At 65.6% G+C, this 13,049-nt stretch carries 11 protein-coding genes; 9 read left to right on the top strand and 2 right to left on the bottom strand.

Translation table 11 applies throughout. The features are described from left to right. The first annotated feature begins 11 nt into the window (after positions 1–11). From miaB to ybeY, 3 genes are read left to right on the top strand one after another with little or no spacing between them, the layout of a single operon-like run. Positions 12–1,385 (top strand): tRNA (N6-isopentenyl adenosine(37)-C2)-methylthiotransferase MiaB, encoded by a 1,374-nt coding sequence (gene miaB / locus NX782_RS04750; protein WP_258844274.1) that lies wholly within the window; start codon positions 12–14, stop codon positions 1,383–1,385. Continuing rightward, positions 1,382–2,491, top strand: a complete 1,110-nt coding sequence (locus tag NX782_RS04755) for a PhoH family protein (RefSeq protein WP_258844275.1) — start codon at positions 1,382–1,384, stop codon at positions 2,489–2,491. The genes miaB and NX782_RS04755 overlap by 4 nt, the downstream gene beginning before the upstream one ends. After that, the gene (gene ybeY / locus NX782_RS04760; RefSeq protein WP_258844276.1) at positions 2,472–2,942 is read left to right on the top strand and encodes an rRNA maturation RNase YbeY; all 471 of its coding nucleotides are present in this window, start codon (positions 2,472–2,474) and stop codon (positions 2,940–2,942) included. The genes NX782_RS04755 and ybeY overlap by 20 nt, the downstream gene beginning before the upstream one ends. 77 nt (positions 2,943–3,019) lie before the next feature. On the opposite strand, the gene NX782_RS04765 is transcribed toward ybeY, so the two are convergent. Continuing rightward, positions 3,020–5,266: a xanthine dehydrogenase family protein molybdopterin-binding subunit gene (locus tag NX782_RS04765; RefSeq protein ID WP_258844277.1), complete on the bottom strand. Its 2,247-nt coding sequence runs from the start codon at positions 5,264–5,266 to the stop codon at positions 3,020–3,022. A gap of 14 nt (positions 5,267–5,280) precedes the next feature. Continuing rightward, positions 5,281–5,784: a (2Fe-2S)-binding protein gene (locus NX782_RS04770; protein WP_258844278.1), complete on the bottom strand. Its 504-nt coding sequence runs from the start codon at positions 5,782–5,784 to the stop codon at positions 5,281–5,283. 155 nt (positions 5,785–5,939) lie between these two features. On the opposite strand from NX782_RS04770, the gene NX782_RS04775 reads away from it, so the two are divergent. The 6 genes from NX782_RS04775 (at position 5,940) to NX782_RS04800 (ending at position 13,009) form a co-directional block, all read left to right on the top strand. Next, positions 5,940–6,824 (top strand): CorC family transporter, encoded by an 885-nt coding sequence (locus NX782_RS04775; RefSeq protein ID WP_258844279.1) that lies wholly within the window; start codon positions 5,940–5,942, stop codon positions 6,822–6,824. A 54-nt stretch (positions 6,825–6,878) separates the two neighbouring features. Next, a complete protein-coding gene (lnt, locus tag NX782_RS04780) occupies positions 6,879–8,465 on the top strand; it encodes an apolipoprotein N-acyltransferase (protein ID WP_258844280.1) in 1,587 nt (528 codons plus the stop codon). A 130-nt stretch (positions 8,466–8,595) separates the two neighbouring features. Beyond that, the gene (gene glyQ, locus NX782_RS04785) at positions 8,596–9,528 is read left to right on the top strand and encodes a glycine--tRNA ligase subunit alpha (RefSeq protein ID WP_258844281.1); all 933 of its coding nucleotides are present in this window, start codon (positions 8,596–8,598) and stop codon (positions 9,526–9,528) included. Positions 9,529–9,553: 25 nt separating this feature from the next. Then, positions 9,554–11,650: a glycine--tRNA ligase subunit beta gene (gene glyS, locus NX782_RS04790; RefSeq protein ID WP_258844282.1), complete on the top strand. Its 2,097-nt coding sequence runs from the start codon at positions 9,554–9,556 to the stop codon at positions 11,648–11,650. Positions 11,651–11,663: 13 nt separating this feature from the next. Beyond that, positions 11,664–12,224, top strand: coding sequence for a D-glycero-beta-D-manno-heptose 1,7-bisphosphate 7-phosphatase (gene gmhB / locus NX782_RS04795; RefSeq protein ID WP_258844283.1), 561 nt, complete (start codon positions 11,664–11,666; stop codon positions 12,222–12,224). A gap of 53 nt (positions 12,225–12,277) precedes the next feature. Next, a complete protein-coding gene (locus tag NX782_RS04800; RefSeq protein WP_258844284.1) occupies positions 12,278–13,009 on the top strand; it encodes a lysophospholipid acyltransferase family protein in 732 nt (243 codons plus the stop codon). Positions 13,010–13,049: the final 40 nt, after the last annotated feature.

Here is a 13,049-nt window from a genome sequence, read left to right on the forward strand (position 1 = left end):
AAGCATCAGCCATGCAGAAAAAAGTATTCATCAAGACCTTCGGTTGCCAAATGAACGAGTACGACTCGGACAAGATGGTGGACGTGCTCGGCGCGGCCGAAGGACTCGTGCGCACCGATACCCCGGACGACGCCGACGTCATTCTCTTCAATACGTGTTCGGTGCGCGAGAAGGCCCAGGAAAAGGTCTTCTCCGATCTCGGCCGCCTGAAGGAACTCAAGCGCAACAAGCCGGATCTCGTGATCGGCGTCGGCGGCTGCGTCGCTTCGCAGGAAGGCGAAGCGATCGTCAAGCGCGCGCCCCACGTCGACGTGGTGTTCGGTCCGCAGACCCTGCACCGGCTGCCGCAGATGATCCAGGCCCGCCGCGCATCCGGCGCCGCCCAGGTCGACATCAGCTTCCCGGAAATCGAGAAGTTCGACCACCTGCCGCCCGCCAAGGTCGAAGGTCCGGTCGCCTACGTCTCGATCATGGAAGGCTGCAGCAAATATTGCAGCTACTGCGTGGTGCCTTATACCCGCGGCGAGGAAGTCTCGCGCCGCTTCGAGGACGTGCTGACCGAAGTCGCCGGTCTGGCCGCCCAGGGCGTGAAGGAAATCATGCTGCTGGGCCAGAACGTGAATGCCTACCGCGGCGTCATGGACAGCGGGGAGATTGCCGACTTCGCGCTGCTGCTCGAATACGTGGCCGAGATCCCCGGCATCGAGCGCCTGCGCTTCGTCACCAGCCATCCGAAGGAATTCACCCAGCGCCTGATCGACGCCTATGCAAAGATCCCGCAGCTGGTGAACCACCTGTACCTGCCGGTGCAGCACGGCTCCGACCGCATCCTGCAAGCCATGAAGCGCGGCTACACCGGCCTCGAATACAAATCGATCATCCGCCGCATCAAGGCGGTGCGCCCGAACATCGCGATCTCGTCCGACTTCATCGTCGGCTTCCCCGGTGAGAGCGACGCCGATTTCGAAGCGATGATGAAACTGGTGGAAGACGTCGGCTTCGATAACAGCTTCAGCTTCATCTTCAGCAAGCGTCCGGGCACCCCGGCTGCCAACCTCGAAGACGACACCCCGCATGAGGTGAAACTGGCGCGCCTGCAGCGCCTGCAGGCCCAGATCGACCTGAACACCCGCAAGACCAGCGCCGCGATGGTCGGCTCCGTACAGCGCATCCTCGTCGAGGGCCCATCCAAGAAGCCCCGTAGCGATGGCCTCCCCGAGCTTGCCGGCCGTACCGAGAACAACCGCGTCGTCAACTTCGTCCCGGGCGAACTCGGCGAGACACTGATCGGCCAACTGGTCGACGTGCGCATCACCGAAAGCCTGGATTACACCCTGCGCGGCGACCTGGTCGCCAGCATTGATACGATTGCCAAAGCCAGTTGAAAAATCAAACGCCCACCCAGCCTTCGTACTTCATCCCCGAGCCGCTCGATAACACGCGGCTCGCCCATCTGTGCGGCCCGCTCGACGAGAACCTGCGCCAGATCTCGGCCGCCCTCGACGTCACCATCTTCCGGCGCGGCGAGAAGTTCATCGTCAGCGGCAGCAATGCCGAACGCGCGGTGGAGCTGCTCGAACGCTTCTACGCGGTGGCCAACAAGGTCGTGCCGATCGAGGAAGTGCAGCTGGCCCTGGTCGAACAGCGCGCCGGCCTGAAACCGGCGATCGCCGAGGCGCCCGCGGCGCTCGAAGCGAAGAAGGAGCCGGGCGAAACGGTCAGCGAGGAAAGCGCCGAGCTCGAACGCGACGAGTCCGGCGAATTGGTCAGCCCGATGCTGAAGACCCGCCGCAGCGACCTGCGCGGCCGCACCCCGCACCAGATCCAGTACCTGAAGGCGGTGCTGGAACACGACATCAGCTTCGGCATCGGCCCGGCCGGTACCGGCAAGACCTATCTGGCGGTGGCCTGCGCCGTCGACGCGCTGGAACGCGACGCCGTCAAGCGCATCATCCTGACCCGTCCGGCGGTGGAAGCCGGCGAACGCCTCGGTTTCCTGCCGGGCGACTTCGCGCAAAAGGTCGATCCCTACCTGCGTCCGCTGTACGACGCGCTGTACGACCTGCTCGGCTTCGACCGCACGCAGAAGCTGTTCGAGAAGCAGGTCATCGAGATCGCGCCGCTGGCCTTCATGCGCGGCCGCACGCTGAACCATGCCTTCGTGATCCTGGACGAAGCCCAGAACACGACGGTCGAACAGATGAAGATGTTCCTGACCCGTATCGGCTTCGGCAGCAAGGCCGTGGTCACCGGCGACGTCACCCAGGTCGACCTGCACAAGACCCAGCGCAGCGGCCTGGTCGATGCCATGCACGTGCTGAAGGACGTGCGCGGCATCGCGTTCACGCAGTTCTCCAGCGCCGACGTGGTGCGCCACCCGCTGGTGGGCCGTATCGTCGACGCTTACGAAAAATCCGCCTCGATGCAGGAGCTTGGTGCCCTGCCTGGCGTAGCCAAACCCACGACCCGAAATGCAAGAAAAAAAGCATAAGCTCGAACTGGACGTCCAGTATCCCGACACCCGCCTGGAAGCCTCGATCACACCCGAGATGATCGAACGCTGGGTCCAGGCCTCCCTGCTCGGCCCGGCCGAGCTGGCGATCCGCTTCGTCGACGCCGCCGAGGGGCAAACCCTGAACCGCGACTACCGCGGCAAGGACTACGCCACCAACGTCCTGACCTTCGCCTACAACGAAGGCGCCGAACTGGCGGACGACGAGCCGACCCAGGCCGACATCGTCCTGTGCACCGACGTGCTGCAGCGCGAGGCCGAGGAACAGAAGAAGACGGTCGAGGAACACGTGGCGCACCTGGTGGTGCACGGCGTGCTGCATGCGCAGGGCTTCGACCACGAGAACGATGAAGAGGCCGAGGAGATGGAGCAGCTGGAGCGCGACATCATGGAGGCGCTGGGTTACCCGGATCCGTACGCCGAGGAGTGAATGTAATGCGTGGGCACGGGGTGCCCACCCTACGGCATGGTTATCGTAGGGTGGGCACCCCGTGCCCACGTCCACGCTTATGCTTTCTTGAGCTGCTCCCCAATCGGCAGCTTCCTCACCCGTTTCCCCACCGCCGCGAACACCGCATTGCTGATCGCCGGCGCAATCCCCGCGGTCCCCGGCTCGCCGATCCCGCCCGGCTCGTCGTGGCTGTTGACGATGTGGACCTCCACGGTCGGCGCCTCGTTCATGCGCATCACGCGGTAGTCGCCGAAGTTGTTCTGCTGCACCCGCCCCTTTGCGTGGGTGATTTCATCCCACAGCGCGGCGCTGGCGCCGAACACGATGCCGCCTTCCATTTGCGCGATGATGCCGTCCGGGTTGATGTTCTGCCCGCAGTCGACCGCGCACACCACGCGGTGCACGCGCACGTCGCCGTCCGGCCCGACCGAGACCTCCGCCACCTGCGCCATGTAGCTGCCGAAGGCGAACTGGGTCGAGATGCCGCGTCCGACCTTGCGGCCCGCCACCGGTTTCAATGGCCGTCCCCAGCCTGCCTTCTCGGCCGCCAGGTTCAGCACCGCCAGCGTGCGCGGCGACTTCTGCAATAAAGCGCGGCGGAACGCCACCGGGTCGGTCTTGCTGGCATACGCCAGCTCGTCGATGAAGCTCTCGACCACGAAGATGTTGTGGGTCGGGCCGACGCCGCGCCAGAAGGCGGTCGGCACGCCGGGCGGCTCGTGGCGCACGTACTCGACGCGGATGTCGGGAATCGCGTACTGCAGGTCGGCGGCGCCTTCGACGGCGTCCGGGTCGACGCCGTTCTTGACCATCGGCGGCGCAAAGCGCGCCATGATCGACGAGCCGGTCACGCGGTGGAACCAGGCGGTCGGCATGCCCTTGTTGTCGAGCTTCGCGGACAGGCGGTCATAGTAATAAGGGCGATACATGTCGTGCTGGATGTCTTCCTCGCGGGTCCAGATGACTTTCAGCGGCCCCTTGGCCTGGCGGGCCAGTTCGACCGCCTGGATCACCATGTCGACTTCCAGCCGGCGCCCGAAGCCGCCGCCCAGGTAGTGGTTGTGCACCTTCACCTTCTCGACCGGCAGGCCGGTGATCTTGGCCGCCGCGCCCTGCGCCAGCGCCGGCACCTGGGTGCCGACCCACAGATCGCAGCCGTCGGCGCGCAGGTCGACCGTGCAGTTCATCGGCTCCATGGTCGCGTGGGCGAGGAAGGGCATCTCGTAGACGGCGTCGATGCGACGGCCGCCGTCCTGGGCGGCCAGCGTCTTCAGCGCGTCGCCCTTGTTGGTGGCGACCGCACCGGTGCCTTCGGACACCTTGGCCATGTCGGCCACGATCGAGGCGGTGCTGACGTTCGCATTCGGACCGTCGTCGAAACGCGGCGCGGCTGCCGCCAGGCCCTGCTTCGCGGTCCAGAAGTTATCGGCGACCACCGCCACCGCACCCTCGATGCGCAGTACCTGGCGCACGCCCTTCACCGCCATCGCCTTCTGCTCGTCCAGCGCCGCGACCTTGCCGCCGGTGACCGGCGAGGCCATCACCGCCGCGATGCCCATGTTCGGCAATCTAGCGTCGATGCCGAACATGGCCTGGCCATTGGTCTTGACCGGCGAATCCAGGCGCTTGAGCGACTTGCCGATCAGGGTGAAATCGGCCGCCTGCTTGAGCGTGACCGTCTTCGGGAACTGCAGCTTCGATGCGGCGTCGGCCAGTTCGCCGAAGTGGGCCGAGCGGTTCGAGGCCGCGTGGCGCACGGTGCCGCCGACCACGCTGAGCTCCTTCTCGTCGACCTTCCAGGTCTGGGCGGCGGCCTGCACCAGCACCGTGCGTACCTTGGCGCCGGCTTCGCGCAGCGGCTTCCAGGCGCCGCGCACCGAGGTCGAACCGCCCGTCACCTGGCCGCCCAGCAGCGGGTCGGCGTACAGGCTGTTGTCGGCCGGGGCCTGCTCCAGCTTCACCTTCGAGAGGTCGGCGCCCAGCTCCTCGGCCAGCAGCATCGGCATCGAGGTGAAGGTGCCCTGCCCCATCTCGACCTTGTGGATGATCAGGGTGACAATCCCCTCCCTGTCGATCCGGATGAAGGCATCGTGCGCCAGGCCGGCCGGTTCCGACGCCGCGGTGGCGGCCTGGCCGACCGCCGTCTCGGGCGGTTTTTCCTGGCGGTCGTTCTGCCCTTCCTTGCCATCCTTGCTGCAGCCGAACAGCGAGAAGCCGAACAGCAGGCCGCCACCGGCCACTGCGCCGGCCTTCATGAAGCCGCGGCGCGAAGCCGATACGTTTTGTTTGTCTTTGGTTTCCATGATGCGCTCCAGGATCAGGCTTTGCGCGGCGCTGCCGGCTGGGCGGCGGGCGCCACGGCCGGCGACGGGATGCCGGCGGCGATCTTGATCGCCTTGCGGATCCGGCCATAGGTGCCGCAGCGGCAGATATTGCCGGCCATGGCGTTGTCGATGTCGGCGTCGCTGGGCTTGGCGTTTGTCTGCAGCAGCGCGGTGGCCGACATGATCTGGCCCGACTGGCAGTAACCGCACTGCACCACGTCGACCTGGCGCCAGGCATCCTGCACCTTCGCGCCCACTGGGTCGTTGCCGATCGCCTCGATGGTCGTGATCTTCTTGCCGGCGGCCGCCGAGACCGGCGTCACGCAGGAGCGGATCGGCTGGCCGTCCAGGTGCACGGTGCAGGCGCCGCACAGGGCGACGCCGCAGCCGAACTTGGTGCCGGTCAGGCCCATCACGTCGCGGATGGCCCACAGCAGGGGCATGTCGTCGGGAACATCGAGATTGGTGGTGGTGCCGTTGATATCCAGGGCGGGCATGGCGGAAACTCCTTCGGTAGCGAATGAGCAACTATAGGACAAAGGGCGATCGGGACGGCGCACATATCCTCGCCCTATCCCGGCTGCATAAAAAACAGGCATCCGCGCTTTTGGTGTATCCTAATGCCCATCGCAACAACGGCTTCACGCCAACTATGCCCGAGCACCCTGCTGACGTCCGTAACGACGTCAAAACCCACCGGTCCCTTTTCGAACGGCTGACCGCCCTGATCTCCCCCGAGCCGGAAAACCGCGCCGAGCTGCTTGAAGTGCTGCACGACGCCCACGAACGCAACCTCATCGACGCCGATGCCCTCTCCATGATCGAGGGCGTATTCCAGGTTTCCGACCTGTCGGTGCGCGACATCATGGTTCCGCGCTCGCAAATGGATGTCATCGACATCACCAAACCGATCGAGGAATGGCTGCCGATCGTGCTGGAAACGGCGCACTCGCGCTTCCCGGCCATCGAAGGCGAACGCGACAAGGTCGTCGGGATCCTGCTGGCCAAGGACCTGCTGCGCTACTACGCCGAAGAGTCCTTCGACGTGCGCGCCATGCTGCGCCCGGCCATCTTCATCCCCGAATCGAAGCGCCTGAACGTGCTGCTGCGCGACTTCCGCGCGAATCACAACCACATGGCCATCGTGGTCGACGAGTACAGCGGCGTGGCCGGCCTGATCACCATCGAGGACGTGCTCGAGCAGATCGTCGGCGACATCGAAGACGAGTACGACTTCGACGAGGAAGAAGACAACGTCCTGTCGATCAAGGAAGGCCAGCACGGCCCGCGCTGGCGCGTCAAGGCGCTGACCGAGATCGAGCAGTTCAACGAAGAGATCGGCGTCGACCTGCCGGAAGACGACGTCGACACCATCGGCGGCCTGGTCGCCAGCCACCTGGGCCGCATGCCGCACAAGGGCGAGGTGTTCGATCTCGAGAACCTGCGCTTCGAAGTGCTGCGCGCCGATGCCCGCCAGATCCACGTGCTGCTGGTCGAAAAACTGCCGCCGCGCGAAGACGGCGACGAGCACGACTAATCATTCGTCCCCCCGCGCAGGCGGGGGCGACGCGCCAACGAATTGGACCCAAGCTTGATCCTGCGCCGCCGCACCCAAGCCGCCACCGCGCCCGACCCGGCGCTGCGCGGCACCCGTCCCAGCTTCACCGCCCTCGCCTGCGCCGTCGTGGCCGGGGGACTCAGCCTGTTCTCCTTCCAGCCCTTCGGCTGGTGGCCGCTGCAGTTCGTGTCGCTGGCCTGGCTGTTCTACCAGGTCGGCATGGGCAGCGCCACGCGCCGCGCCATTTTACTGGGCTGGGCGTTCGGCTTCGGCTGGTCGGTGGCCGGCATGCACTGGCTGTACACCTTCATGACCCGCTTCGCCCACCTGCCGGCGATCCTCGGCGCGATCGGGGTGATCCTGCTCGGGCTTTATATGGGTCTGTTCGGCGCGTTCGCCACCGGCGTCGCCACCTGGCTGCGGCGGCGCTGGTCGCTGCCGGTCAGCGCCTTCCTGCTGCTGGTGCTGCCCATCCTGTGGGGCGTGAGCGAATGGATGCGCGGCTGGGTCTTCACCGGTTTTCCCTGGGCCGCATCCGGCTACGCGCATGACGGTGCGCCGCTGGCCGGCTTCGCGCCGCTGATCGGCGTCTACGGCATCGGCGTGCTGGTGGCGATGTGCGCCGGCTGCCTGACGATGCTGACCCAGCGCCGCAGGCTGCCGGCCCTCGCGCTGTTCGCCGTGCTGATGCTGGCGGGCGCCGGCCTGCGCAGCGTCGAATGGACGCAGGCCAGCGGCCAGCCGCTCACCGTGCGTCTCCTGCAGGGGAATATTCCGCAGGACCGCAAGTTCGACCTCGCCTTCCTGACCAGCATCCTCGAGACTTACCAGAACATGATCACGGCGGCCCCGAGCGACCTGATCGCCACCCCGGAGACGGCGATTCCGATCTTCGCGCACCAGCTGCCGCAGGGTTACCTGGAAGGCCTGCAGCGCTTCGCCGCCGGCACCGGCAGCACGCTGGCGCTCGGCATGCCGCTGCTGGACGGCCCCGGCAAATATTCGAACAGCCTGGTCACAGTGACACCGCAAGCCCAGGCCCAGACCTACCGCTACGACAAGACGCACCTGGTGCCCTTCGGCGAATTCATCCCGCCCGGCTTCCGCTGGTTCACCGACATGCTGAACCTGCCGCTGAACGACGCCACCCGCGGCGCCGAGATGCAGCAGCCCTTCGCCGTCAAGGACCAGCTGGTGCTGCCGAATATCTGCTACGAAGACGTGTTCGGCGAAGAGATCGCCTACCGCCTGCGCAATGCGCCGCGTCCGGCGACCATGCTGCTGAACGTCTCGAACCTGTCCTGGTACGGCCAGTCGACCGCGGTCCCGCAGCACCTGCAGATCTCGCGCATGCGCACGCTGGAGACCGGCCGCCCGATGCTGCGCGCGACCAACGACGGCGCCACCGCCGTGATCGACCACCGCGGCAGGATCGCGCAGGTGCTGCCCTTCTATAAAGAGGGCGTGCTGACCGCCACCGTGCAAGGCACCAGCGGCATGACGCCCTTCATCCGCTGCGGGAATTATCTGTTCCTCGGCCTCGGCGTGCTGGGCCTGGCCGGCGCCTGGCTGAGCGGTCGGATGCGCAAGCGTACCCCGACGCCGGCAGCCGAAGAATAATCATCGAAACCCCGGCTGATTCACGATTCGTTTCGAGTCAGCCGTGAAAACCCGCTAAAATTGGTGTTTTAGCAAACTCACCGTGTTCGCGGCCCGCGTGCCCGAAGCCTCATTAGCTCGAAGCCCAAAGATGCTCACATTCCAACAAATCATCCTGACCTTGCAAACCTACTGGGACAAGCAAGGTTGCGCCCTGCTCCAGCCGTACGACATGGAAGTCGGCGCGGGCACCTTCCACACCGGCACCTTCCTGCGCGCGATCGGTCCCGAACCCTGGCGTGCCGCCTACGTGCAGCCTTCGCGCCGTCCGAAGGATGGCCGCTATGGCGAAAACCCGAACCGCCTGCAGCACTACTACCAGTACCAGGTGGTACTGAAGCCGGCCCCGGAAAACATCCTCGACCTCTACCTCGGTTCGCTCGAGGCGCTGGGCCTGGACCTGAAAAAGAACGATGTCCGCTTCGTCGAGGACGACTGGGAAAGCCCGACCCTGGGCGCCTGGGGCCTGGGCTGGGAAGTCTGGCTGAACGGCATGGAAGTCACCCAGTTCACCTACTTCCAGCAAGTCGGCGGCCTCGATTGCAAGCCGGTGCTGGGCGAGATCACCTACGGCATCGAGCGCCTGGCCATGTACCTGCAGGGCGTCGAGAACGTGTACGACCTGGTATGGACCGAGTGGGAAGAGAACGGCGTGACCAAGCGCCTGTCCTACGGCGACGTCTTCCACCAGAACGAAGTCGAACAGTCGACCTACAACTTCGAGCACTCGAACACCGAACTGCTGTTCCAGGCCTTCAATAACCACGAGAGCGAGGCCAAGCGCCTGATCGAACTGGAACTGACCCTGCCGGCCTACGAGCAGATCATGAAGGCCTCGCACAGCTTCAACCTGCTGGACGCGCGCGGCGCGATCTCCGTCACCGAGCGCGCCGCCTACATCGGCCGCGTGCGCACGCTGTCGCGCCTGGTCGCCCAGGCCTATTACGATTCGCGCGAAAAGCTCGGCTTCCCCATGCTGCCGAAGTCGCCCGAAGTCGATGCCGCCGAAGTGAAAGTCGGCTGAGTCCAGAACCAAGAATAGAACAATCATGAACCAGACCTTACTCGTTGAGCTCCAGACCGAAGAGCTGCCGCCGAAGGCCCTCGTCAAACTGGGCGCCGCTTTTGCGAACGGCATCGCCAATGGCCTGAAGGCGCGCGACTTCCTCGAAGCCGACAGCGTCGTCACCACCTACGCCACCCCGCGCCGCCTGGCGGTCTCGATCACCAATGTGCGCCCGACTTCGCCGGACAAGGCGATTCGCGAAAAAGTGCTGCCGGTGGCGGTCGCCCTGGACAAGGACGGCAACCCGACCGCGCCGCTGGCCAAGAAGCTGGCCGCGCTGGGCTTCCCCGACCTGCAAATCAGCGACCTCGAACGCGCCCAGGACGGCAAGGCCGAGAGCTTCTTCTACAGCCACACCGCGCCGGGCAGCCAGCTCGCCGACGGCCTGCAGCCGGTGCTGGAGGAAGCCGTCGCCAAGCTGCCGATCCCGAAGGTCATGAGCTACCAGCGCCCGGATGGCGAGACCGTGCAGTTCGTGCGCCCGGTGCACTCGCTGCTGGCGCTGCACGGCGATGCCGTCGTGCCGCTGTCGCTGCTGGGTCTCTCTTCCGGCCGCGCCACCCTCGGCCACCGCTTCCTGTCGAACGGACAGTCCTTCGATATTCCGCACGCCGACCAGTACGCGGCCGCGCTGAGGGACCAGGGCAAGGTGGTCGCCAGCCCGGACGAGCGCAAGGACACCATCAGAACAGGGCTGCTGGCCAAGGCCGGCGCCGACCAGGTGCTGATGCCGGAATCGCTGCTGGATGAAGTCGCGGCCCTGGTCGAATGGCCGGTGGTCTACGAATGCCAGTTCGAGGACATGTTCCTGGCGGTGCCGCAGGAATGCCTGATCCTGACCATGCAGACCAATCAGAAGTACTTCGCGCTGACCGACAATGCCGGCAAGCTGCGCTCGCGCTTCCTGATCGTCTCGAACATCGAAACCGATGACCCGAGCGCCATCGTCGGCGGCAACGAGCGCGTGGTGCGCCCTCGCCTGTCGGACGCCAAGTTCTTCTTCGAGCAGGACAAGAAGAAGCCGCTGGCCTCGCGCCTGCCGCTGCTGGCCAACGTGGTCTACCACAACAAGCTGGGCACCCAGCTGGAACGCACGCAACGCGTCACCCGCCTGGCTTCCAGCATCGCCAAGCGCCTCGGCTACGACGTGGCCCTGGCCGAACGCGGCGCCCAGCTGGCCAAGGCCGACCTGCTGACCGACATGGTCGGCGAGTTCCCCGAGCTGCAGGGCATCATGGGCACCTATTACGCCCGCAACGACGGCGAGAACGAGGAAGTGGCGCTGGCCGCCTCCGAGCACTACCAGCCGCGCTTCTCGGGCGACGCGCTGCCGTCGACCGACACCGGCCTGGCCGTGGCGCTGGCGGATAAACTGGAAACCCTCGTGGGCATCTGGGCCATCGGCCTGCAGCCGACCGGCGAGAAAGACCCGTTCGCGCTGCGCCGCCACGCGCTGGGCGTGATGCGCATGCTGCTGGAAAAACGCCTGCCGCTCCCGATCTCGGCGCTGCTGGCGGATGCCGTCGCCACCTTCGAAGGCCAGGCCGGCTTCAAGGACCCGAGCGTCGAGGTGACCGCCTTCATGCTGGACCGCCTGCGCGGCCTGCTGCGCGACCGCGGCTTCTCGCCGAACGAGGTGGAAGCGGTGCTGGCCCAGAACCCGGACCGCGTCGACGACGTGGTGCAGCGCCTGGAAGCCGTGCAGTCCTTCGCCGCGCTGCCGGAAAGCGCCTCGCTGGCCGCCGCCAACAAGCGCATCACCAACATCCTCAAGAAGAACGAGGAAGCGCTGGCCCAGGCCGGCAGCGTCGATGCCGCCCTGCTGCAGGACGAGGCCGAGAAGAAGCTCTACGCCAGCGTCCAGCGCGTGCAGCCGGAAGTCGATGCCGCCTTCGAACGCGGCGACTTCGCCGGCACGCTGAAGACCCTGGCCCAGCTGCGCGACGACGTCGACGCCTTCTTCAACGACGTGATGGTGATGGCGGAAGACGTCCAGCTGCGCAATAACCGCCTGGCCCTGCTGTCCATCCTGCACCGCATGATGAACCGCGTGGCCGACATCTCGAAGCTCGCCGCATAAGCGATCGCCAGGCATGAAACTCGTCATCCTCGACCGGGACGGAGTCATCAACCATGACTCCCCCGAGTTCATCAAGTCGCCCGCCGAGTGGATCCCGATTCCGGGATCGCTCGAGGCGATCGCACGCCTGAACCAGGCCGGCTACCGCGTGGTGGTGGCATCGAACCAGTCCGGCATCGCGCGCGAACTGTTCGACATCACCACGCTGAACGCCATCCACCAGAAGATGCACGCGGCGGCGCAGCTGGTCGGCGCCGACATCGACGCCATCTTCTTCTGCCCGCACGCGGCCATCGACAACTGCGATTGCCGGAAGCCGAAATCCGGCATGTTCGAAGAGATCAGCAAGCGCTTCAAGCTGAGCCTGAAGGGCGTGCCGACCGTCGGCGACTCGCTGCGCGACCTGCAGGCGGGTTTCAACAGCGGCTGCGTGCCCTACCTGGTCCTGACCGGCAAGGGCGAAAAGACCCATGCCACCGGCGGCCTGCCGCCCGGCACCCAGGTCTTCCCCGACCTCGCCGCGATGGTCACTGCCTTCCTCAAGCAACCTGCCTCTAGCCCGCCTGCCGCCTGATCTGCTAAGCTGAGCTGAGCCAACGCCCGATTCACCCGTTACGGAGACCGTTCTTGCGTACTGCCATCCTGTTCCTGCGCTCCCTGTTGTTCACGATCGTCATGGTGGTTGCCACCGTCGTCTGGGCCTGCGTCTGCTTCCTCGCCGCGCCCTTCAAATACAACACGCGCTTCTGGATCACCTCGCGCTGGAACGTCTTCATCATCTGGCTTGCCAAGGTCCTGTGCGGGATCCGCTACCAGTTCAAGGGTTACGAGAACCTCCCCACCGGCCCTGCCATCCTGCTGTCGAAGCACCAATCGGCGTGGGAGACCATCTTCCTGCTGCCGAACATGACGCATCCGCTGGTCTTCGTCTTCAAGAAGGAAATCCTGTATATCCCCTTCTTCGGCTGGGCGATGGCGCTGCTGCGCATGATTCCGATCGACCGCAAGCGCGGCAAGCGCGCCTTCGCCGACGTGATCCGGCACGGCAAACGCCGCCTGGCCGACGGCCAGTGGATCATCATGTTCCCCGAGGGGACCCGCATCCCGGTCGGCCAGAAAGGCCAGTACAAGAGCGGCGGCACGCGCCTGGCGATCGCCACCGGCGCCGTGGTGGTCCCGATCGCGCATAATTCGGGCGAATGCTGGCCCAAGAATTCCTTCATCAAGCAGCCCGGCCTGGTCACCGTTTCGATCGGCAAGCCGATATCGCCAGAAAACCACACTCCCGAGAGTCTGATGCAAGAGGTCGAAAATTGGATAGAATCGGAAATGCGCGTCATTTCGCCCCACGCCTACTGAGGTATCTGAACGAGTTGGGGGCGCAGACGACAGCACCATT

The organism is Massilia norwichensis, from assembly GCF_024753245.1.
GTDB classification, from domain to species: Bacteria; Pseudomonadota; Gammaproteobacteria; order Burkholderiales; family Burkholderiaceae_D; genus Telluria; species Telluria norwichensis.

Excerpts from the sequence above, each read along its gene's own strand:
- miaB (WP_258844274.1), top strand. The coding sequence starts at position 12 with ATGCAGAAAAAAGTATTCATCAAGACCTTCGGTTGCCAAATGAACGAG.
- ybeY (WP_258844276.1), top strand. The coding sequence starts at position 2,472 with ATGCAAGAAAAAAAGCATAAGCTCGAACTGGACGTCCAGTATCCCGAC.
- NX782_RS04765 (WP_258844277.1), bottom strand. The coding sequence starts at position 5,266 with ATGGAAACCAAAGACAAACAAAACGTATCGGCTTCGCGCCGCGGCTTC.
- NX782_RS04770 (WP_258844278.1), bottom strand. The coding sequence starts at position 5,784 with ATGCCCGCCCTGGATATCAACGGCACCACCACCAATCTCGATGTTCCC.
- NX782_RS04775 (WP_258844279.1), top strand. The coding sequence starts at position 5,940 with ATGCCCGAGCACCCTGCTGACGTCCGTAACGACGTCAAAACCCACCGG.
- glyQ (WP_258844281.1), top strand. The coding sequence starts at position 8,596 with ATGCTCACATTCCAACAAATCATCCTGACCTTGCAAACCTACTGGGAC.
- glyS (WP_258844282.1), top strand. The coding sequence starts at position 9,554 with ATGAACCAGACCTTACTCGTTGAGCTCCAGACCGAAGAGCTGCCGCCG.
- gmhB (WP_258844283.1), top strand. The coding sequence starts at position 11,664 with ATGAAACTCGTCATCCTCGACCGGGACGGAGTCATCAACCATGACTCC.